The sequence below is a fragment of the Staphylococcus sp. 231237_7MaSpsaltlick genome, assembly GCF_043107035.1.
In genome coordinates this window covers 181,972-205,302 of record NZ_JBICNX010000002.1, presented here as the reverse complement: position 1 = coordinate 205,302, position 23,331 = coordinate 181,972, and the positions used below count along the sequence as shown (strand labels likewise).

Below are 23,331 nucleotides of genomic sequence, written 5' to 3'. Positions count from 1 at the left end.
TTTAGTAATGTAATGACATAAATTAGAATACATGTTATATTGTGTGATTTTATTCAAAATAAATCCCCTTTTATTATATGCGTTTATAGTATTGTGTTTAACGTCGTGATATAGTGTATAGATAAAATTTTTAAAAAATCTTTTTGTTTCCGTATTAAAAATTAATGGTGACATTTGAGAGGTAAGGCAGGTAAGGCATATATGAATAAAACTATACAGGATATCCCAAAAGTTGAATTACATTGCCATCTAGATGGTTCTACTAGTGTTGAGTTGATTAGACAATTAGCGATGGAGCAAGGCATCGATTTAAACGAAGAGCATCTATTTGTGAGTAGTAATTGTGAGAGTTTAGATGAATATTTGCAATGTTTTGATGAAATATTAAAAGTTTTACAGACACATGATGCTTTAACAAGAGCAGTTGTCGATGTTGCGCAACAGGCGAAACGGGATAATGTGAAATATATTGAAATTAGGTTCGCACCACGATTTCATATGGACTTAGGGTTAACATTAACTGAAGTGTTAGAAGCAGTTGAATTAGGTGTGAAAGAAGCTATTAACACGTTGGATATCCAAGTTAACTTATTAGTTTGTGCAATGCGACAGCATGCATCCGAAGTCAATAAAGCACTTTTCGATTTTATTCAAAAATACGATAGTAAAGTCATCAGTGGTATTGATTTCGCTGGTCCTGAGGCAGCTTTCCCACCTAATGATATAGCCTCGCCTATTCAATATGCCTTAGATCAAGGCTTCAACCTCACGTTGCATGCAGGTGAATGTGGTTGTATGCAAAACGTGGTAGAGTCTATCAAATTAGGGGCAAAGCGCATTGGACATGGCGTGGCTATCAATCAAGAAGAAGAAGCCTTACAGTTTGTAAAATCACAGGATGTATTATTAGAGATGTGTCCTAAAAGTAATATTCAGACAAAAGCGATTGCAGATTTAAAAGAATTAAACATTCCTTATTTGTTAGAACAAGATATTCCATTTCTTATAAATACTGATAATAGAACGGTTACTCAAACTTCCTTGAATGAAGAGTATGAATTATTAGTGAATAATAAAATGATTACGTTTGAACAAATTGAATACATTAATCAACGCGCGATTAACTATACTTTTTTATCAGATATAGAAAAATTGTCACTAAAAGCAAAATTCCATTTTTAAATATATGACAAACACTTAAACAATTATGAATTTATTTGATACTACTGATTTCAGAGTCAAGGACAACCGTCATCTATTCTCTAGATAATTAAAAACCCGTGACATTAATTTATGTCTCGGGATTTCTTTTTGTTAATATAAAATTCTATGGTTTGACGCCTGTAGCTATAAATAAGCTTGCATCTTGCTTCATAAATATTTTTTCACCACTATAAAAAGTATTAATCTGTGGGCTTATTAGACCTAATTCATTAAAGACATTCATGATATCTGTATGTTTAAAGCCATTATACACTTTAGGATGATAAATATTTTCGTTTTTATCAAAATCAACAAGTATTATCATACCTCCGCTATTGAGATGATTAAAAAGCTTTTGTAATAATAATTGATAGTTACCACTGTGCAGTAAGACTAAAGAGAGCACAATAACATCATAATTTTTGTGATTGAGTATTGTTTCGTCTAAAAGTACGTCGCCTACCAATGTTTTAATAGAACTTTGGTTTGAAGCTGATAGCTTATGTTCAAAAATATCTACCATTTGTGGGGAAGCGTCCATGAGCGTAACTGCTTCGAAATAATCTGCAATATTTAAAGTTATAAGACCTGTTCCGCCACCATAATCTAACAGAGTTTGATAGTTTGTATCTTTAAGTTGTTGTGTTATTGCTTGGGTAATAATGTGAGCGAGGTGTATTCTTTCTGGTCCATCGTATTTTTGTGCAATTTGGTCAAAACGATCTTTGTTCAAATAAAAGCTCCTTCATTTATAAGTAGATTTGAAGATACTTTCTACTTATAAGGTTATTATAGATACTTTAAGTCTTTAATTGATTTTAGCATAGTATTTCATATTTCTCAATTTTTTTATTTAGTGTATAAAGACTTTTTAAAAGAGCATCGGTGAGATGCTTTTATGTGTAAATATATCAATTATAGATAAATATATAATAAATGAATAGAAATTAAAGATTCAAATATTAGTAATTCAAATTAGATAAGCCTAAAGTATGATTGAGGTGATATTAAATTTGTGTTTTACTATATTCTGACAGTCATAATGAGGTGCAGACATGAAACGATTTTTAACTTACATACGTAAACACATTAAGGAATTAGATTATATTTTAATTATAAGTTTTTTGTTACTGGGCATTTTAGGCGTAATAATGGTCTACAGTGCGAGTATGGTGCCAGCTTCTAAAGGTTCTCTTACAGGTGGCGTACCCATTGAGAGTAATCATTTTATGAAAAGGCAATTTCTCTTTGTAGTAATTGGATTTTTAGTCATTATTTTTATCGGCGCTTTTATCAATATTAATGTGTTAAAAAAAAGCAACATACAAAAACTTATAATTATAGGTACTTTATGTTTACTACTCATTACAGTATTGATTGGGAAAGAAATTAACGGTTCGAGAAACTGGATTAACTTAGGATTGTTCAGCTTACAATCTTCGGAATTTTTAAAGTTAGCTTCAATTTTTTATCTATCATACATAATTAACAGACGTATTTCGAGTTCTCAAGATTATTATTTAAAACACATGATTCCTCCGTTAGGTGTACTAGGTATTGGTTTACTACTTGTGTTGATGCAAGGGGACCTAGGTGGCACACTGCTTACAGTGGCTATAATTGCTTCTATACTTATCTACTCAGATATAAAAAATAAAATTAAACTTCAAATTATGATGATTACGACGGTTCCAATAGTATTTTATATTATTTATACACTAATATTTGATTCAAAAAATTTATATAGATTAAAAAGAATCAAGGTTATGTTAGATCCATTTAAATATGAAAGTGGAGATGGTTACCAATTAACTGGGGCGCTAACTTCTATAGGAAATGGTGGTTTAACTGGTAAAGGATTAGGTAATGGTATTGCAAAATTAGGATACTTACCAGAACCACATACGGATTTTATATTCACTGTAATAGCAGAAGAATTGGGTTTAATCGGTGTATTATGCACATTAATGGTTTATGGAGTTATTTTATTTAAAGGACTAATATATGCGAATAAAACAACAAATCAATTTTATAAGTTAATTTGTGTAGGTGTTGTAAGTTATTTATTTATGCAAGTATTTATCAACCTTGCGGGTGTATCAGGAATTATCCCGTTAACAGGCGTCACATTACCGTTATTAAGTTATGGTGGTTCATCGATGTTAAGTATAAGTATTGCGTTTGGTGCACTGCTTGCAGTAGCTCGAAATATTAAAAAAGAAAGGAAAGGCTATTAAATGAAAAATTATTTGAATATGATTTTAGTCAGCATATGTTTTATGCTCTTAGTTTTATGTATACATACAGGTTTAACGAATGGTTTAGACGCTTTTGTTTATCACTGGTTACATGAATTGATAACAGCCGATATACTAGTTCATTATTTGTCTTTCATTTCTGCGATATTTTCTCCTTTCAATTGTTTGGTTATGGTGCTATTAATATTACTTGTGTTGTTTTTCTATAATAGGGTTAAATTTTGGTGGTATGGTTTTTGGTGTTTTAGTGTATTTGCGATAGGGACATTTCTAAAGTATGTTATTCAACGCCCAAGACCGAGTATAGATATAGATGGTTATAGTTTTCCAAGTATGCATGTTTTAAGCGTTTGTTTATTAGTGAGTCTCATCTTATTATTAAAAAGCAGCAAAGTTTTATCGGTAATCAGTGTATTATTAGTTATTTCTATTATGGTTTCTAGAATATATCTACAAGCGCACTATTTTACAGATACATTAGGAAGCTTGCTTGTCCTATATATTATGCTTCAATCAATATATATCGGTAGAGAACCTAAAGCTATAAAAGCAAATAATTGAGAAATGAAGTTTTAAAGTTTAAACCTTTAAAACTTCAGCACATCATATAGTGATTAACTAAATTAAAAAAGTATTATGAACATAATGGGGGCAAATATAAAAAATCATTTTAACACTTTGATTTCTTATATTGCCCCCATTTTTTATTATTCTTCATTAACTTTATTTATAATTTCAGTAGCATTTAAATTTAAGATATTACTAGTAACCACTTTATCAATATCTCTGTTAAATAAAGTGCGTAGTTTTTCTATTTCTTCTTTCTCTCCTGCTAAATAAATTTGTTTCCATCCATTTCTTTTAGCATTTATTTCTACAGTAGAAGCTAAATTCTTGAGCCAACGTTCTTGGTTTGCTTTGACCCTTTCTTTAAACTCATCTCTTTTTGAGCCGCCTTGTGTAAAGTCGTCACCTTGTGGGCCTTGATGTTCACGCCAATCATCTGTATCTATATCTAAAATAAAGTCTTTTTCGTTAATGATGGTGCCTATTTCTGTTTCAATTAAACGTGCTTTGTCTTGTTGTAAAACTAATATACCGGTATAAGGATAGTTTCCTTGTAATGATTTCAATTGGTCTAATTTAGGTTGATCCCCCCAATTAAACTCAGTATCTAAGGAAATATGAGTTAATTTTTTAAATAATAATGATTCATCTGCAGTTAAAAATAGGATAAGGCCTCTTTTTAACTCAGGTTCTACATTATGAATTTCTGTTTCAACCTTTTTAATGATTTCTTTTGCTTGGTTTTTTTCCTCATGATCATCACTGTGTTTAGTTCTATAAGCTAAATCTTTTAGCGCATTTTTTAATTCAATTTTCCATTTTGTACCTTGATCAGGATGTGTATTTAAATAAATTGAAAATACTTTTTGATTTTCTGCGTTACCATCATATTTTTCTAAGTTATTAATTTCTTCTTTTAAAAGCATTACACTTCACCTCTTAAAATCATAATATATTATTTAATTTCCTAAATTATAAGTTTTAAACCTATTGATATTATATAAGCTAATAATAGCCGTTTTAAAAATAGAATTTATAAATATAATAATCAGGAAATATTTGTAACGCTTACATATTAAGAATATAATAAACATAATTTTAAAGGGGTTGATAAAAATTGAAAGCAAATAAGAGTTTGATATTTATTTTAGGGGCACTTGGCGGATTGTTATACGGTTATGATAATGGTGTGATTTCAGGCGCATTGCTCTTTATAAATGATGATATTCCATTAAATAGTTTCACAGAAGGGCTTGTAGTTTCATCCATGCTTATAGGTGCGATTATTGGTTCTGGTAGTAGCGGACCTTTATCAGATAGAATTGGAAGAAGACGTTTGGTATTAATTATTGCCATCATTTATATTATTGGGTCATTAATATTAGCGGTTGCACAAAACATGCCAACTCTTGTCTTTGGACGCCTTATTATTGGTCTAGCTGTCGGTGGTTCGATGGCAACAGTACCTGTATACTTATCAGAAATGGCTCCAACGGCTTATCGTGGTTCGCTTGGTTCATTGAATCAATTAATGATTACAATTGGTATATTAGCAGCATATCTTGTAAATTATGCTTTTGCAGATATAGAAGGATGGCGTTGGATGTTAGGTTTAGCAGTTGTTCCGTCTGTAATCTTATTAGTTGGTATAGCATTTATGCCTGAAAGTCCAAGGTGGTTATTGGAACATAGAAATGAAAAAGCAGCAAGAAATGTTATGAGCATTACATTTAATGATAATAATGAAATTAATACAGAAATTAAAGAGATGAAAGAACTATCAGCAATTTCAGAATCAACTTGGACTATTTTAAAATCTCCTTGGTTAAGGCCAACATTAATAATTGGATGTATTTTTGCATTATTCCAACAAATCATAGGTATTAATGCGATTATATTTTATGCACCCACTATTTTTAGTAAAGCAGGGTTAGGTGAAGCAACATCTATTTTAGGAACGGTAGGAATTGGGACGATTAATGTACTTGTAACAATTATAGCCGTATTTATAGCTGATAAAGTTGATCGTAAGAAATTATTGATAACAGGGAATATTGGAATGGTGATTTCGTTACTTGTTATGGCGGTTTTAATATGGACGATTGGTATCGCATCATCAGCAGGTATTATTATCGTGTGCTTATCACTATTTATTGTATTCTTTGGTTTAACTTGGGGGCCAATACTTTGGGTTATGTTGCCAGAAATGTTCCCGATGCGTGCGCGTGGTGCAGCTACTGGTTTAGCAACGCTTGTATTAAATTTCGGTACATTACTTGTTGCGCAATTATTTCCAGTGTTAAATAACGCACTAAGTACAGAATGGGTATTCTTGATTTTTGCAGTTATTGGTGTATTTGCGATGTACTTTGTAATAAAATACTTGCCAGAAACGCGAGGACGGAGTTTAGAAGAAATTGAATATGATTTAAGAGAGCGGACATCTGGAAACGAAACAATAAAATACAATGGTTAGAATAAACATATACACAATTATTCGTAGTTATAAGCCATACTTTTATAAAATAATCACTTTCAAACAGATTTAATTTGATGAATAGAAAATTGATAAAAATGGGTGATACGATGGTTATTCTAAAAATTGAGAATTTAACAAAAAAATTTGGTGATTTCTATGCGTTAAATGGTGTGAATATGGAATTAAACGCAGGGGAGATTTACGGCTTTATCGGTCCAAATGGTGCAGGGAAATCTACTACGATCAAGTCTATATTAGGCTTGTTGAAACCAACACAAGGCTTAATTGAAGTGTTTGGGAAAGATGCAATGGCTGAAGCTGTTGAGGTTCACAAAGATATTGCATTTGTACCAGGAGATGTTAATCTGTGGCCAAACTTGACTGGTGGTGAAATTATAGATTTCTTTTTACATTTACATCCTAATGCTAACCATGAAAAGAAAAAGGATTTGATTAAACGTTTCGAGTTAGACATTACCAAAAAATGTAGCGCTTATTCAACGGGCAATCGTCAAAAAGTAGCCTTGATTACTGCTTTTAGTATAGATGCAAGTTTGTATATATTAGATGAGCCTACTTCAGGTCTAGATCCACTTATGGAAGACATATTCCAAGAATGTGTAAGAGCTGTTAAAAGGAACAACAAAAGTGTATTGCTTTCTAGTCATATTTTAAGTGAGGTAGAAAAATTGTGTGATCGCGTGGGTATTATTCGCAATGGTGAGGTTGTGGAGACGGGAACATTAGAAGAAATGAGGCATTTAACACGCATGCAGTTTATCGTCGAGTCACAACAAAAATTAGAAAATTTATTACAAGTGCATGGTGTTCATAACATTCAGCAAGCGTATTCAACATATCGCTTTGAAGTAGATGCAAATTGTGTATCAGATGTAATTAAATACTTAGGGAAATACGATGTTAAGAAATTGGAATCTATGCCACCAACTTTAGAAGCATTATTCAAACGTCATTATGATAACCATAGTGAAGAGGAGGAATAATTGTGGGGGCATTATTATTCCAAACGCCGAAACTTTTTTATTTTTATTTAAAGCGTAATAAATTCAAAGTTTTTCTATGGCTTACACTTTTAACTATTTTAACATTACTTATCCCACCAGCTTTTGAAAGCATGTATCCTAATGAATCGAAGATGGGACCAATAATAGAAATGTCGAAGAACCCTGCAATGGAAGTTATGCTAGGGCCAGGAGATTTCAACGATGTTAATATTGGTGTATTGTTTGCGCATGAAATGACTTTGTTTACGGGCATTATGGTAGCTATTATGAATATTCTCATTGTAGCTAGAGATACACGTGGGGATGAAGCGGATGGTAGGACAGAAATTTTAAAAGCATTACCAATAGGGAAACATGCACCATTAATTAGTCATTTATTTATGAGTATATTTAGCAATGGTCTGTTAGCTATCTTATTTGTGGTAGGACTTACATGTTTAAATACCAATTCTATAGATTTTTCAGGTGCCTTAGTTTATGGCTTTAGTATGGGTGTCTTCGGTTTAATGTTTAGTGCGTTAACGATGGTTATCGCACAACTTGTATCATCGGGTGGAGAAACGGCGGGTATGAGTATTGCCATTTTGTTATTGATGTATTTAGTTAGGGCTTTTGGTGATATAGCGAATGAACAAATATCAATGTACTCACCTATGGGGTGGTTATCTAGAGTCTATGCTTTTTCAGAAAATAACTGGTGGCCAATTATTACCATGCTCGTTGTGACTGTTTTAATGTATGTTATCGCATTAGCATTAAATCATATTAGAGATATAAATGCTAAGATGCTACCACAATTACCAAGTAGAAAGCGTGCAACGTGGTACATGAAATCGCCACTAGTCTTACAAATAAAATTACAAAAAGCGGGTTTTTGCTATTTTGCTATCGGATTATTCGTACTCGGACTTTCCTATGGGTCTATCTTTGGCGATTTAGATAATTTTTTCAAAGACAATCCATTATTACAATCAATGCTTTCCGATAAAGGTAATAATTATGTTGAACAATTTTTGCCACAATTGATGCTAGTTATGAGCTTAATCAGTACAATACCATCATTGATGTCACTGTTTAAAATTAAAAAGAGTATTGATATGGGTTATGCGATGCTTGTATTAGCAAACACAGTATCACGAATCAATTTTTTATCTAGTTTCTTGATTTTAAGTATTATTAACGCTATAGTTATGATTTTTTTAGCTGCTCTAGGTTTATATGTAGGTCAAGTTTATGCGTTAGAAAACGCAATTGATTTTGGAACGATTATGCAATCAGCAATGGTCTTTATCCCAGCAATATTGGTTTTTGTAGGACTTGGTACTTTGGTTATTGGTTGGGGTATTAAGTTTACAAACGTAGTATATCTTTATTTAGCTTACACCTTTGTAGTAAATTACTTAGGCGTTTTATTAAATGTAAAAGCATGGATGAAAGATATTACACCGTTTAATCATATTCCAAATATACCGGTAGATGACTTTAAATTATTACCATTGGTGATATTAACTATTATTGCAATAATGATGTGTATCATAGGCATTATCGGTTTTAAGCAACGAGATTTATAGTGCTCAGTTGTAAATAATCAGTAAAAAATTAAAAGGCGAATATATGACATCAACATTAATTATTGGTGTTATATACTCGCCTTTATTTGTCTTCTAGTTTATTTGAAGCAAGTTGAATTGAGAAGTTTCAAGGATTATGATGTTAGTTTTTGTATTGTGTGAACCAATTTAACATGTCTTGCTGTTGATTTCGGATTGTATTTTTTATTATTTTTAGCTACATGTTGTAACGATATGTTCATGGATGCTAGACATTAGAATAATAATGAAATTAAGGCTAGGATTGGTAAGCCGCCTTGTTTTAATAAAATAGATTTTTGACTGGTTACGGCGCCATATACCGCAACGATAATCATGTACACTAATATACAAGCAATTAACTCTTTGGCATTGTTTGAAAAGAACAAAGCATATAGTAAGAATACGCCTAAAAGGCCATTGTAAACACCTTGGTTTTTCATAAGTGTTTTTAAATTATCTTGTTGTAGAGCTTGTTTAGTCATTTTAAATAAATTGCTCGTTTTGTCAGAAGTTGTAGCAAAAGTCTGTAAGGCCAGGATATAGAAAAACTCTGCGGCAACTAATAAAACTAAAATAATTGATATGATATTCATATAAATATCTCCTTTAGAAAATAAGTAATTTTTTTATCTTTATGATTATATAGAAATAGCAGTGAAAAATAAATATAAATTATGATTGATTTTTATATTTAAATAGAGTAAATATTTTTGAGTAACGCATAGTCTTAAATAGATCATATTTAAATAAAAGATGACATTATTATTTTTAGCTTTTTTAATCTGTAGTAGCTAAGTATATAGCTAGTAAGCGATCAATGCCTCGAGCTTAATAACCCCCTCTTTAACGTCTCAGTAATGCTGTCAATTCTCCTTCAAACACTTTATCTTCGTATTGGTTAAACGTCGATAATAAAACTGTGAGTAAGCCTTGATCACGCTTTGTGGCCTGTTTATTCAATACTTTAATTTTTGTGTAAAGTTCATCTTCAGGGTATACAGGTTTGATAAATTTAATGTGATTCATATGTGTGCCTGCGATTACGTCCTCACCATATTTACCTGCTTCAATCCATAATTTGAACGAAATGGACAAGGTGTGTATACCTGAAGCAATAATACCATTGAATCTACCTTGTGTAGCTTTTTCTTTATCCAGATGCATATATTGAGGATCGAATTCTTGGGCAAAGTTGATTATATCTTCCTCACTTATCTTATTAGGTGGTGTAGTAAATACATCGTCTATTTCAAATTCATCAAGTTTCATAAATTGTAAATACTCCTCTATTATAGTAATTCATCATTAAGGTGTTCGCCAAACGCTCAAACATTATCTGTGGCAATCTGTTTAGATCTCTTGAAATCTAACTTAAATCGTTTGATTAGGCATTTGGGATATTAATAAAGTCTTGTTGATTCAATGTGACAGGCTCACCTTGTTCATACATTTTTTCTACGTGATATTCTCCCCAATAACATAAAGAAGATAAAATATTACCAAGTGTTTGACCATATTCAGAAAGTTCATATTCTACTTTTGGTGGAACTTGATCATAAACAATACGATTGATAATCCCATCCTTCTCTAATTCACGTAATTGCTGGGTTAACATTTTTTGAGTAATAGTTGGTATCGCTCGTTTTAATGCAGAAGTGCGCATTAAGCCATTATTTTGTAAGTGACATAGAATGACAGGCTTCCATTTACCACCAATGACGTCAATTGTAGCTTCAACACCTATATTATATGTTTTAGTCATATGATTTCCTCCTTATAGGTACTAAAAAGTACCTATATTACTTTAAAGTGCGTACTTCCTCTTCTTACATGTGTGATATATAGTAACACAATCAATATAGTTAAGGAGAGAAAATGAATTATGAAGAAAAATAAATTTGCTATTTTAGCTTTAGCGATGTCAGCTTTCGCTATTGGTATGACGGAGTTTATTAGTGTTGGTTTATTACCATTAATCAAAGATGCATTTAATACAACAATTTCATTAGCTGGTTTAACTGTTTCATTATATGCGGTAGGTGTAACGATTGGTGCGCCATTACTTACTCCGTTAACTAATAAAATGAAACGCAAGCATTTACTCATCGGTATTATGTTAATCTTTATTATCGCAAATGCACTCGCTGCTTTTGCTACAACTTTAAGTATGTTGTTGGCCATGCGTGTACTGTCAGCATTAATGCATGGAGTGTTTATGTCTATAGCGACTGCGATTGCCAGTGATTTAGTAACGCCAGACAAACGTTCAAGCGCTATTGCAATGATGTTTACGGGATTGACTGTTGCAACTATTACTGGTGTGCCTCTAGGTACATGGATTGGGCAACAATTTGGTTGGGAAACTTCATTTATTACAATTGCGCTAATTGGTTTTATCAGTTTAATCGTTAATGTATTTACTGTGCCTAAAGATCTTAATGAATATGAACAAGTTTCAATATTAGAACAATTAACTGTATTTAAAAACAAAGCTTTAATGATGATTTATTTAATTACAGCATTAGGTTATGGTGGAACATTTGTTGTATATACTTATTTGACGACCATGCTTACAGATGTATTGAATTATAGTGATGACGCCGTTGTAGTTTTATTAGTTATCTATGGTGTGATGGTCGCAATAGGGAATACACTAGGCGGCAAATTAACAAATAATCAGCCCACTAAGGTGCTTATAGGTATATTTTTGGTACAAGCACTAGTCTTATTACTTGTAGGTATAACCGTAACGCATCACGTATTAGGTACATTAATCATATTGCTTATGGGTTTATTTGCTTTTATGAATGTTCCAGGACTACAACTGGTTGTGGTACTTTTTGCTGAACGTAGAAACAAAGCGACGACGAACTTCGCCTCAAGTTTAAACATTGCTTCATTTAATATTGGTATCACATTAGGATCTGTTATTGGTGGGTTTGTACTAAATCATTTTGGTATTACCATGACACCATATTTTGGCTTTGGAATGGTGATTATTGCTAGCGTTATGATATATATTGTTCATAAAAATGAAACAGCAACAGAGCTTAAAACTTCTTAAAATTAAAACTAAGTTAATAAGATACGAAATGAAAATATGTTTGTTTTGGTAATTAATTTCACTAAATTTGATGGAAAATAACTAGAAATTTTATAAAGTGTTATTTTATATTTGAATTAATACTCTTTGGAATTTAAACTTATTAGTGAGTGATATGTTTTAAAATTCAATCGAAAGAAGTGAATGTTCATGAATGTAAAAGAAAAATTATTTGAGAAGTTAGAACAGAAGGAAGTTGAAATGATTCAGCATCGTCGTTATTTGCACCAACATCCTGAATTATCTTTTCAAGAAAATGGTACAGCAAATTACATTAAATCCTTTTATAAGGATAAAGATGTTGTAGTTACACAACCGGTTGCTGAGAGTAATGCAATTATTGTAGAAATCAAAGGGCAATACCCTGGTAATACGATAGGTTTGCGTGCAGATTTTGATGCTTTACCTATACATGAAGAAGCGGACGTTCCTTTTAAATCAACGAACGAAGGTGTAATGCATGCTTGTGGTCATGATGCGCATACTGCTTATTTACTAGGTTTAGCAGACGCACTAATTGATATCAAAGATGAACTACCAGGCACAATTAAAATTATTCATCAACATGCGGAAGAAATGCCTCCAGGCGGCGCACAGCAAATTATGGCATCAGGTGCGTTAAGTGATTTAGACGAGGTATACGGTATTCATGTTGTGCCAGTCGCTGGCCCAGAAGTAATTGGTTATAATACAGGCAATGCTTTTGCTGGAAGCTCAACGTTCACATTAACAATTAAAGGTTTAGGTGGACATGCTGCAAGCCCACATAAGACACACGATGCGTTAGTAGCGGGAACAAATTTTGTAAATACGCTTCAAACAATTGTATCTAGACGTATTGATCCTTCAGAGATGGGGGTTATTACCGTTGGTTCTTTTGATGCACCAGGTGGCGCTAATGTCATTCAAGATAAAGTGACAATTAAAGGTACTGCGCGTTATCTTAATGATGATTTAGAACAATTTATGTATGAAGAAATTGAGAAGGTCGCGAAAAGTGTCGCAGTAGGGTTCGATATTACGTATGACTTAGATTATCAGTTTGGTTATCCAGTCTTATACAACCATCCTGCTCAAACACAAGCGGTAACAGATATTTTATCAACAAGCCAGGGAGACTATTTTAAACATTTAGTTGAAATTCCTGCAGTTTCAGGTTCAGAAGACTTTGCTTATTATTTAAAAGAAATACCAGGCACATTTTTCATTGTAGGTTGTAAGCCAGAACATATGGAAGACCCTTATATGAATCATCATCCTAAATTTGAAGTTAATGAAAATGCACTTTTAGTATCTGCAAAATCATTAGGTGAAATTGCGATTAATAGATTATCTGCTAAAGCTTAATAAAGTTAATATGTCCAGCGCATACTAATTAGCTATGTTGATTATGTATTGTGTTGCAATTTATTATTTTGCAAAATAAAACACTTTCAAAAAGTTCAATGTGCAATGAACTTTTCGAAAGTGTTATTTTTTATCATTTTATATTCATGTTTTAAATTATCAGATCTTATAAGGTTCTACGAGCTGGTCTACTATCGTCAGAAAGTTTAGCTGATAAAATCAACGCAATTACTGAAATACCAGTTGCAACCATGAATGTTACGTTTACACCATGGATGATACCCTCAACGCCATCGCTTGGGTTGGCTGATACAGACATTAATGTGATAAATAATGCTGTACCAATAGCGCCTGCCATTTGTCTGAAAGTATTGTTCATTGCAGTACCATGTGCAATGAGATGATTTGGTAATTGGTTAATGGCTAACGTTGTCATAGGCATCATAACCATTGCGATAGAAATCATACGTAAGGCATTAGATATTGCTAGGTAAGTAAAACTAGTATGCGCTGTTAGCACAGTAAACGGTATGGAAGATACTACTAATATGAGTAACCCGATACGCGCTAACCAAGTTCCACCGAATTTATCGAATAAATAGCCTGTAAGTGGGTTCATAAGACCCATAACTACTGCTCCTGGCAGTAATACAAGACCAGATTCTAACGCAGAGAACTGTAACATATTCTGCATATATAGTGGCAAGATAATATTTGTAGCAATTAACACGCCGAACACAAACATACTTAATACTGTACCTAATGTATATACATTGTAACTAAACACTCTAAATTCAAGCATAGGTTCTTTTAGTTTCAATTGACGACGGATGAATACAATCAATGAAACAATACCCACGATTAGTGGTGCTATGAATTGTACACTGCTCCATCCTGCTTCACCTACAGAACTGAAACTATATAATAGTCCACCAAATCCTAATGTAGATAAGATTACTGACGGTGTATCTAATTTTGGATTTGAAGTTTCTGTTACATTTTTCAATAAGAAAATTGAAGCAATAATAATAATAACTGCGATAGGGAATACAACATAGAAGACACTTCTCCATGATAGATGTTCTACTAACACACCTGATAAAGTCGGACCAATAGCAGGTGCGAATGCAATAACGAGGCCAAAGAGGCCCATTGCGGTACCACGTTTTTCTTTAGGGAAAGTTAAAAATAGAATTGTTTGCATCAATGGCATCATAATACCGGCACCTGCTGCTTGTAAGACACGCCCGATAAGTAGCATTGAAAAGTCTATGCCTACTGCACAAAGTAATGTACCAGCGGCAAAGATGCTCATCGCAGTTAAAAATAATTGCCTCGATGTATATCTTTCGATTAAAAATGCTGTTACTGGAATCATTATCCCATTTATAAGCATAAATATAGACTGTAACCATTGTACAGTACTTTCAGTTACTTGGAGATCTTTCATAATTGGCGGTAATGCCGTACCAAGTAACGTTTGGTTCAAAATAGTAATAAAAGCCCCAGACAATAGCACAATAAATAAAGGGATTCTTTTTTCAACATGGAAAGTATCATTTGAACTCAATCGTATCACTTCTTTCATTAAAAATTACACAGTTTTATATTATATCACTAAGCACAAGTTAAAGCTAAATGTTGAACTGTGAAAAATAAATTTCATCAATAAAGCCTATGAATATAGAAAAATAAAGTAAAATTTTTGGAAGTGAACATAAATATAATGCGCTGAAATAAACATCATTTTCGAGGTTACGACATATATTTATGTTCTAACCTCGATTTCGATAACATTTTACAAGTGTATGCTAGAAATACTACATGAGATGTATCCTAAATGTCAAAGTTATTTCTAAATTAGTCAGATTTTCATAAATCAAGTACATAGTAATTTTAATCATACTTTAAGTATATCTAGTAGCATATTATAATAGGAAGGTATTGATATAGTTAAAGTCATAATTGTATCTTTTTATATAGAGAAGGATTAGAATTATGGTGTTATTAAGTAATAGGGTTACTTTGTATTAACGAAAGTATGATTAATGGTTTGTGTTTGCATATGTAAATACGTTAATTATAGATTTAGAATTAAAGGAGAGTTAATAATGAATAAAAAAGATTTAGTCGCTCCAGATACGTATAATATCGTTAGCGAAATCGAAAAATATACAGCTGATGAAAATAAAAAAGCTATTATTTTTGAAAATGCTGAGGGCGAAACACAATCAATCACATATGATCAATTGATAAAAAATGCGAACAAAGTCGGCAATATGTTTTTAAAACATGGTTTACAAAAAGGTGACAAAGTTCTTGTGATGATGCCACGTTCTATTGAAACGTACGAAATTTACATAGCCGCTTTGAAATTGGGCATTGTAGTAATTCCAAGCTCTGAAATGTTACGTACAAAAGATTTACAATATAGAATTTCACACGGAGAGGTCAAAGCTATCGTCGTAACTGCTGATAGTATTGACGAATTTAAAGCAGTTAAAGAATACAACACATTAACAAAATTTATCGTTGGTGGAGAGTACGATGATTGGTATACGGTCGATTCAGAATCGGTTAGAGAAATAGATCAATTACAAATTGTTGATACATCTAAAGATGATATTGCCTTATTATCATATACATCTGGCACAACAGGCAATCCGAAAGCTGTGGTACATTCACATGGTTGGGGTTATGCACATATGCAAATGGCGCCTAAACATTGGTTGAGTATTAAAGAAGACGATATTGCATGGGCTACTGCAGCGCCTGGTTGGCAAAAATGGGTGTGGAGTCCGTTTCTTTCAATTATGGGATCAGGCGCAACAGCATTTGTTTATAATGGTAAATTTAACGCGGAGAAATATTTAGAATTACTACAAGATTATAAAATTAACGTTCTTTGCTGTACACCTACTGAATATCGTTTGATGGCAAAACTCCCTAATTTAACGGAGTATAACTTAGAACATTTGCATAGTGCAGTGTCTGCAGGTGAACCTTTAAATAGAGAAGTTGTAGAAAAATTCCAAGCCAATTTTAATCTTACAGTTAGAGATGGATACGGACAAACGGAAAGTACTTTATTAATCGGTTTCTTGAAAGATACAGAAAGTCGCCCAGGGTCTATGGGCAAAGCAATTCCTGGTAGTTATGTTACTGTTATCAATGATGATGGTAAACTAGCAGAAATTGGTGAAGTAGGCAATATAGCAGTGCCGTTAGACTTACCTGCATTATTCAAAGGTTATTATAAAGACCCTGAACGTACTGCTGAACCCAGAATAGGAGATTATTATATCACAGGTGATTTAGCCAAATTAGATGAAGATGGTTATTTCTGGTTTGAAGGACGTAAAGATGACATTATCATCAGTTCTGGGTATACAATTGGACCATTTGAGGTAGAAGACTCACTTACAAAACATGAATATGTAAAAGAATGTGCTGTAGTTGCTAGCCCACATGAAATTAGAGGTAATATCGTTAAAGCTTTTGTTATCTTGCAAGATGATATACCAGCAACTGATGATACAGTCAAAACACTTCAAGACTATGTAAAACAAGACGTTGCACCATACAAATATCCACGTGCTATAGAGTTTGTAGAAGACTTACCAAAAACAAACTCAGGTAAGATTAGACGCATTGAATTAAGAGAAGCGGAAAAGAATAAATAGTTCATTCATTAAACAAAATCGTTTGTCACTTTTATTAAATGTTTTGTAGTTACTATTTATTATTACAAGTTTCTTTTTCTGGCGTCATCATGTAGAAAATATAAATTTATAAAGGAGATTTTTATTTGAGTATAAATAAAGATTTCAAAATTTATGAGATTATATTTATCGTTATTGCAATTATTTTTATTGTCATTAATTGTTTAGGTCTTTTTGAAGTTGTTCATTTTACAAATAATGTCCAGAATATCTTTCAAGCGATATTCACAATGTCTATTGGCATAGCTTATATAAGAAAGTCTAAAGTGGCAGGAGTATTATTTATAATTACTAGCATCTTATTTATTACAAGTATTTTATTATGATTTTAAAATTTAAATAATACAAAAAAGAACCCGAAACATTTATCTATGTCTCGGGTTTTACTCATATAGGTACTATAGAGTTGAAATGCAAAAGTAGTCCACGTAGGTCTCTAGTGTTACTTATCCACGCGTTGCAGATCAAATAGCACTTAAAAATTTATAATTTTAAAAGTTACTGATTCCATAATTATTGGAAAGAAGCACCAATTAATGCAAAGCCTACTAAGATAACTAAATAGACAATAGACCATATAATTGCTGATTTTTTAGAAAAACGATTTGTAGCTAAGAGCATTACGCCAAATACATAAGCGCCTATAAGTGTTTGTAAGTTGAATGCACTAAGAAAGCTATTGCCTTTATCAAAAATATTGAGACTTGTTATGACATAGTCCGTTGGTGACAAGCCTGCAATCCATTGAATAAAAATCACGATAAGTCCAATTACACTAGTGATAACTGTATAGCTTAATGTAGCTGAAAAAATAGATTTAGCACTAGCATCAGATTTCATGATTTTTGAAATTAATAGGAAAATAACAAATGTAATACCGATGCCGATAATGCCGCCAACAATGCCACTAATGACTCCGGTGATTTGTCCTATGGCTTTCGTTTGTTCAAGTTCTTGCCCGCTTAAACCAGTGTCTTTAAACAATGTATCATAGTCAATTAAACTACTGCTAATCAAGGTGGATAGTACCACAACGATAACAGCAATAAGTAATTTTAATGCCCATTTAGGATTAGCCCGTAAATTTGAAAAATGTTGAGCTAATGGTAATTTAGATGTTTCCATATGTATATTGCCTCCTAAGTGTATCTTTTTAAAAAGCATAACACGTGCTACAATATATTAAAACAACTTATTAAAAGTTAACTAAATACAATAAAAACTTTAATATCGATGTAAAATTAGTTTGCTATTAACATTTCATCATTAAAGTTTAATTGTTAATTTATGATATTTTATATATTTATTGTTGCGAGATAGTGTTTCGATTTTATTGGTTTAATAAAACATACATAGAGGTGCAAATTGATGTTACATTACTACAAGTTATTTTGGATTAATGCCTTAAATGTTACAGGCAGATCACGAAGAAAAGAATATTGGTATCCTATTTTAATGAATATACTTCTTTATATTGTGATAAGTTTGTTTATATATATATTACCAATTCCAACTATAATAGAAGAAATAATTGGTTGGTTAATATATATATTAGTTACAATTGCGATGTTCACTGTTACAGTTAGAAGATTTCATGATGTAGGTATGACTATGTTAATACCAATTATCATTTTTCTGGTTACTTTTTTTGAGGATATAAATAACTTTATAAACCTAGATATTATGAAAATAGATAATACTGGGCTAGATATCGTATTTGTTATAGCTGGAGTTATTTATCTTGTTATCTTAATTGTTGCATTAGTGATTAGTTGTTCAAAAGGGCAAAAAGAAGATAACCAATATGGTCCGAATCCTAAAAGCAAGGATTATAAAAAATAAATAATTAGAGTATTTTATAACTTTAGTTATGATAAATTTTAAATAAGCATTTCCTCATTCTCTAGAAATAAAGGTTTATAGTTATTAATGATTGTCAATTTGGAATCTTTGAACAAGGATGTGAAGGTAATGTGTAATCAAACAAAAAGAAAGTTAAATAAAGAGAGCAAAGAAAGTATTTTTACTATCATATTAGATGTATTCCTTAATATAATTGGTGGAATAGTGAAAGTGGTTAAAAATATTTTGACTTAATATGATGTAAAAACAATTTTGTAGTATATATAATATAAGAACCCCAAAAGTTGAATTCTAAAGTTCAGCTTTTGGGGTTTATTACATTTCAAATGGAAGTGTATTTGATTAGTGTTTCATTTAAATATAAAACAGATGGGCACCTTGCTTTAATTACTATTATTTATTGAAAGAATCCAGAAATTGATTTAACTTCTAAGAATTCTTCAATACCATAGTCTCCCCATTCTCTACCGATACCAGATTGTTTATAACCACCAAATGGCATATCAGCACTTCTTGGGTGTTCATTAATTTCAATAACGCCTGCTTCAAATGCAGTAGCTACTTTTTGTAAAGTGTCCATATCTGAACCATACACGTATGCAGCTAAACCATATTTTGTATCATTTGCGATTTTGATTGCTTCATCAACATCACTGTAAGTAATAATAGACATTACTGGTCCAAATATTTCTTCTTGAGCGATAGTCATATGATTATCTACATTTGAGAAAATAGTTGGTTTAATGAAGTAGCCTGTTTCAAGTCCTTCAGGTTTACCTTCTCCACCTAATTCAATTGTTGCGCCTTCTTGTTCACCAATTTTAATAAATTCTTGGATTTGATTAAATTGTTTACTGTTAATAACTGGTCCCATCTCTACAGTTGCATCTTGAGGGTCGCCAACTTTGATTGCACTCATTTTTTCTTTTACTTTTTCAATGAACGCATCTTTGATAGATTCTGGAACAAGCGTTCTTGAGCCGGCAATACAAACTTGTCCTGAATTACCAACTACTTTATGAACTGCTGCATCTGCAGCTTTGTCTAAATCAGCATCTTCTAAGATGACATAAGGCGATTTACCACCTAATTCAAGTGATATTTTTTTAAAGTCTTTACTTGCTTTTTCCATAATTTTACTACCAGTATTGCCAGAACCAGTGAAAGATACCATTCTAATTTTTTCATTTTCAGAGATTGGGTTACCAACACCAAGACCATCACCATTTACTAAGTTGAAGACGCCTTTAGGTACGCCCACTTTATCAAAGATTTCTGCTAAGATAATTGCAGCAAATGGTGTTTCTTCTGAAGGTTTTAACACGACAGTACTACCTGCAGCAAATGCACCTGCTAATTTTATTGATGTTTGATTTGTAGGGAAGTTCCAAGGTGTAATTAATCCTGCTACACCGATTGCTTCTTTCATTACGAGATTGTCGCCTCTGCGCTCTCTGAAATTAAAGCTATCTAAAGCATCTCTTGCTGCTTTAAAATGTGATAATCCCATTTCGTAATGAACATTTTCAGATGTTGTAATTGGTGTACCAAGCTCTAAAGTCATCGCTTTGATTAAATCATCTTTACGATTTTCGTATTCTTTGACGATATCGTTAAGTAAGTTTTGACGGTATTCTATTGAAGTATTACGGAATTCTAAATAAACGCTATCTGCTGCATTTACCGCATCTTCAACGTCTTGAGCATTACCTTTAGCAATTTTACCGAAAGCTTCTTCTGTTGCTGGATTAATAACATCCATTGTTTCATTGCTGTGACTTTCTACCCATTCTCCGTTGATATATTGTTTTGTTTGATTGAACATATTTACACTCCTCTTAGTCTTTTATATTCATAGTCCAGTTCTTGTGAAGTGAATTTCAAACTGACATTAGGTGATAATACTACCGTTTTAATCGGGTTTCAATATTTTTGCTTAAATACTGAGAAAATATTTTTTCAGTAGAAATATTAGAGGAGGATAATTTATTTTAATCTTTATACAAGATAGGTAATATAGTGAAAAATTACAACTTTGGTTTGTAAATTAAGAAAAAAAGAAGCGAAATAGAAATCTAATGTTGTCTAAAGATTTCATTATTTCGCCTTCAATATAAAAGGTTATTTTTTAGTAGTATCTTCACCAAAATATTTTTTGGATAGTTTCTTTAATTCTCCACTATCTTTTAGCTTTTTAATACCCTTATTGATGTCACTTTGTTTATCAGCATTATTTTTTTTGAATGGGAAACTTGTTTCTTCTACATTTATAGGTTTATCTACAAATTTAATGTCTTTATTTTTTTTATTTTTTTCTGCTGAAAGTACTGAACTAGAGTTGATGTAGCCATCAATTCTATGATTGTCTAAATCTAGCATTGCACTTTCTCTATTTTCATATGTTTTTGTTTTCATATTATAGTTTTTGTCTTTGTTAAATTGAGTCAAAGCTTGAGTATGATTAGATCCCATGACACCAGCAACTGTTTTTCCTTTTAAATCTGAGAATTGATTGATGTTTTTGTTTTTAGTCGAAGTTACAATTTGACTCCCTATATAAGAGTACGGTGTTGAAAATTGATATTTATCTTTTCTTTCGTCTGTCACAGCCACGGCATTAGCAACAGAGTCTACGCGTCCGGAATCTAATTGCCCCATAATTCCAGAGAAATCCGCTTTGACCCATTTCACTTTATAACCAGCTTTTTGTGCAGCTTTTTCAAATACTTCTATATCATAGCCTACTAACTTACCGTCTTTTTCGTAAGAATTCGGATAACTTTGTCCGGTTGTACCTACGACAATCGTACCTTTATCTTTTCCTGATGAGCAGCCTGCTAATACAAATAAGCTAACTAATGTAAATATTATTATTTTCTTCATTTTCTTCCTCCGGGTTTAATGTATAATTTAAAGTCTTCTGTATTTTTTATCGTCTTTAAATCTTCGATATGACGGGCTTGCCATGGTGCATATTGTTTTAACTTTTCTAATAATTCGTTTTGGCTTAAAGGAGCATTAGGACTGCCCTTAGGAGCGTTTATCCGCATACGATATTTTTGTTGAGAATTTAAAATAATTTCAACAATTGTGAATCTTCCTGTAGGTAACGCATTCTCACTAGGTGTAATTAAACCATCATAGTGTCTTTCAATATTTAACATTATGGTAGCTATACTTTGTTCAATTGGAACATCTGAAAAGTCATGAATCGTAAGTTGACGATTTTTAATTAATTTAGCAATCACATACTCTACGCTAAATCTACCTTCTAACCCGTTAGTAGGGTGTTTGAATGTTAATGCAGCATCACCATTAGGTGGAAAAATAACATTTATTTTTCTAATATTTTGCGTAGTAATAGAATGTTTTTCTAATAATGATTTAGTGGCATCAATTGCATGATAATTTGCTGAACAACAAGGATATAATTTAAACCATAATCCTGGTTGAATAATAGCTAATTGTCCGTTGTTTAATTCAAATAACGCGCTTGGTACGTTTTGGTGTTGGCTGTACACCTCATAAAAAGTTGGTAGTAGGTCCTTATTTCCTACAATAGTATTGTCTTGACTAAGCATAATAGCGTTATAAGCTTTTTGTGCAGCTAAACCTATATGCAAAGGTTTCACATCTGTACCAAATTGTGCGCGTAAGCCACTTGTTGTTGTAATTGTGATGCCTAATGCATTAGCGCAAGTATCATTGTCTAAATCCAATAAGTATGCACAAGCCATTGTAGCGGCTAATGCACCTATAGTTGAAGAGGAATGCCAACCCGATTCATAGTGATTGGAACCAATTGTTCTGCCGATTCGCGCTGCAACTTCAATGCCTATAATGTAACTGTCCAAAAAATGCTGGAATTGAAATGACTTATTTTGGCAGAATGAAAGCAATGAAGGCAAAATAATAGATGATGCATGGCCTCTTAAATCAGAATGCACATCATCATAGTCTAAGTAATGAAGTATATAACCATTAACTAATGCAGCATCACTAGCAGTTAGCGTTTCGTTGTACCCAACTATCATACTTTCTCCTGAGCCATGTTCTTTGATTAATGCTGTGATTAACTTTTGGATAGATGGATTATGTGCAGATGCAAATGCTGTTGCTACAAAATCTATGATACCTTTTGTAGCTTCTGTTCTTTCGTCTATACCAATTGA

At 32.1% G+C, this 23,331-nt stretch carries 20 protein-coding genes; 10 read left to right on the top strand and 10 right to left on the bottom strand.

Features of this window, described 5'->3' with window-relative positions:
- Positions 1 to 201 precede the first annotated feature (201 nt).
- Positions 202 to 1,182 (top strand): adenosine deaminase, encoded by a 981-nt coding sequence (gene add / locus ACF91D_RS04080; protein ID WP_069792631.1) that lies wholly within the window; start codon positions 202 to 204, stop codon positions 1,180 to 1,182.
- 145 nt (positions 1,183 to 1,327) lie between these two features.
- Here the strand turns inward: add and ACF91D_RS04075 are convergent, their stop codons facing one another.
- Positions 1,328 to 1,936 (bottom strand): class I SAM-dependent methyltransferase, encoded by a 609-nt coding sequence (locus ACF91D_RS04075; protein ID WP_069792630.1) that lies wholly within the window; start codon positions 1,934 to 1,936, stop codon positions 1,328 to 1,330.
- A 322-nt stretch (positions 1,937 to 2,258) separates the two neighbouring features.
- Between ACF91D_RS04075 and ACF91D_RS04070 the strand changes: the two genes are divergently transcribed.
- Positions 2,259 to 3,440, top strand: coding sequence for an FtsW/RodA/SpoVE family cell cycle protein (locus ACF91D_RS04070; RefSeq protein ID WP_101051393.1), 1,182 nt, complete (start codon positions 2,259 to 2,261; stop codon positions 3,438 to 3,440).
- Positions 3,441 to 4,022 carry a phosphatase PAP2 family protein gene (locus ACF91D_RS04065; RefSeq protein ID WP_039067142.1) on the top strand — a complete coding sequence of 194 codons (582 nt, stop codon included), beginning with the start codon at positions 3,441 to 3,443 and terminating at the stop codon, positions 4,020 to 4,022. It begins immediately after the preceding gene.
- Between the two features lie 146 nt (positions 4,023 to 4,168).
- On the opposite strand, the gene ACF91D_RS04060 is transcribed toward ACF91D_RS04065, so the two are convergent.
- Positions 4,169 to 4,954 carry a VLRF1 family aeRF1-type release factor gene (locus ACF91D_RS04060; protein ID WP_039067140.1) on the bottom strand — a complete coding sequence of 262 codons (786 nt, stop codon included), beginning with the start codon at positions 4,952 to 4,954 and terminating at the stop codon, positions 4,169 to 4,171.
- A 191-nt stretch (positions 4,955 to 5,145) separates the two neighbouring features.
- Between ACF91D_RS04060 and glcP the strand changes: the two genes are divergently transcribed.
- From glcP to ACF91D_RS04045, 3 genes are all read left to right on the top strand, one after another.
- Positions 5,146 to 6,504 (top strand): glucose transporter GlcP, encoded by a 1,359-nt coding sequence (gene glcP / locus ACF91D_RS04055; RefSeq protein WP_327620959.1) that lies wholly within the window; start codon positions 5,146 to 5,148, stop codon positions 6,502 to 6,504.
- A 110-nt stretch (positions 6,505 to 6,614) separates the two neighbouring features.
- Entirely contained in the window at positions 6,615 to 7,511 is an 897-nt protein-coding gene (locus tag ACF91D_RS04050; RefSeq protein WP_327620974.1) for an ABC transporter ATP-binding protein, read from the top strand.
- 2 nt (positions 7,512 to 7,513) lie between these two features.
- Positions 7,514 to 9,103: an ABC transporter permease gene (locus tag ACF91D_RS04045; protein ID WP_327620958.1), complete on the top strand. Its 1,590-nt coding sequence runs from the start codon at positions 7,514 to 7,516 to the stop codon at positions 9,101 to 9,103.
- A 254-nt stretch (positions 9,104 to 9,357) separates the two neighbouring features.
- On the opposite strand, the gene ACF91D_RS04040 is transcribed toward ACF91D_RS04045, so the two are convergent.
- The 3 genes from ACF91D_RS04040 to ACF91D_RS04030 form a co-directional block, all read right to left on the bottom strand.
- Positions 9,358 to 9,717 carry a DUF1304 domain-containing protein gene (locus ACF91D_RS04040; protein ID WP_039067133.1) on the bottom strand — a complete coding sequence of 120 codons (360 nt, stop codon included), beginning with the start codon at positions 9,715 to 9,717 and terminating at the stop codon, positions 9,358 to 9,360.
- Between the two features lie 250 nt (positions 9,718 to 9,967).
- Positions 9,968 to 10,393, bottom strand: a complete 426-nt coding sequence (locus ACF91D_RS04035; RefSeq protein WP_327620957.1) for a MaoC family dehydratase — start codon at positions 10,391 to 10,393, stop codon at positions 9,968 to 9,970.
- A gap of 115 nt (positions 10,394 to 10,508) precedes the next feature.
- Positions 10,509 to 10,886: a winged helix-turn-helix transcriptional regulator gene (locus ACF91D_RS04030; RefSeq protein ID WP_039067130.1), complete on the bottom strand. Its 378-nt coding sequence runs from the start codon at positions 10,884 to 10,886 to the stop codon at positions 10,509 to 10,511.
- Between the two features lie 120 nt (positions 10,887 to 11,006).
- Here ACF91D_RS04030 and ACF91D_RS04025 point away from each other — a divergent pair, with 120 nt between their 5' ends.
- Together ACF91D_RS04025 and ACF91D_RS04020 are read left to right on the top strand one after the other, a co-directional pair.
- The gene (locus ACF91D_RS04025) at positions 11,007 to 12,188 is read left to right on the top strand and encodes an MFS transporter (protein WP_327620956.1); all 1,182 of its coding nucleotides are present in this window, start codon (positions 11,007 to 11,009) and stop codon (positions 12,186 to 12,188) included.
- A gap of 189 nt (positions 12,189 to 12,377) precedes the next feature.
- The gene (locus tag ACF91D_RS04020) at positions 12,378 to 13,574 is read left to right on the top strand and encodes an amidohydrolase (RefSeq protein ID WP_327620955.1); all 1,197 of its coding nucleotides are present in this window, start codon (positions 12,378 to 12,380) and stop codon (positions 13,572 to 13,574) included.
- 166 nt (positions 13,575 to 13,740) lie between these two features.
- On the opposite strand, the gene ACF91D_RS04015 is transcribed toward ACF91D_RS04020, so the two are convergent.
- Positions 13,741 to 15,162: an MDR family MFS transporter gene (locus ACF91D_RS04015; protein WP_080750315.1), complete on the bottom strand. Its 1,422-nt coding sequence runs from the start codon at positions 15,160 to 15,162 to the stop codon at positions 13,741 to 13,743.
- A 523-nt stretch (positions 15,163 to 15,685) separates the two neighbouring features.
- Between ACF91D_RS04015 and mbcS the strand changes: the two genes are divergently transcribed.
- Entirely contained in the window at positions 15,686 to 17,257 is a 1,572-nt protein-coding gene (gene mbcS, locus ACF91D_RS04010; protein ID WP_039069470.1) for an acyl-CoA synthetase MbcS, read from the top strand.
- A 552-nt stretch (positions 17,258 to 17,809) separates the two neighbouring features.
- Here the strand turns inward: mbcS and ACF91D_RS04005 are convergent.
- A complete protein-coding gene (locus tag ACF91D_RS04005) occupies positions 17,810 to 18,421 on the bottom strand; it encodes a YIP1 family protein (RefSeq protein WP_039069467.1) in 612 nt (203 codons plus the stop codon).
- Positions 18,422 to 18,664: 243 nt separating this feature from the next.
- Here ACF91D_RS04005 and ACF91D_RS04000 point away from each other — a divergent pair, with 243 nt between their 5' ends.
- Positions 18,665 to 19,138: a DUF805 domain-containing protein gene (locus ACF91D_RS04000; RefSeq protein ID WP_119585281.1), complete on the top strand. Its 474-nt coding sequence runs from the start codon at positions 18,665 to 18,667 to the stop codon at positions 19,136 to 19,138.
- A 418-nt stretch (positions 19,139 to 19,556) separates the two neighbouring features.
- Here ACF91D_RS04000 and ACF91D_RS03995 read toward each other — a convergent pair whose 3' ends face one another.
- From ACF91D_RS03995 to ACF91D_RS03985, 3 genes are all read right to left on the bottom strand, one after another.
- On the bottom strand, positions 19,557 to 20,984 hold the full coding sequence (locus tag ACF91D_RS03995; RefSeq protein ID WP_039069466.1) for an aldehyde dehydrogenase family protein: 1,428 nt from the start codon (positions 20,982 to 20,984) through the stop codon (positions 19,557 to 19,559).
- A gap of 296 nt (positions 20,985 to 21,280) precedes the next feature.
- Entirely contained in the window at positions 21,281 to 22,042 is a 762-nt protein-coding gene (locus ACF91D_RS03990; RefSeq protein ID WP_107548899.1) for a transporter substrate-binding domain-containing protein, read from the bottom strand.
- Positions 22,039 to 23,322, bottom strand: a complete 1,284-nt coding sequence (locus ACF91D_RS03985; protein WP_241962751.1) for an MmgE/PrpD family protein — start codon at positions 23,320 to 23,322, stop codon at positions 22,039 to 22,041. The genes ACF91D_RS03990 and ACF91D_RS03985 overlap by 4 nt, the downstream gene beginning before the upstream one ends.
- Positions 23,323 to 23,331: the final 9 nt, after the last annotated feature.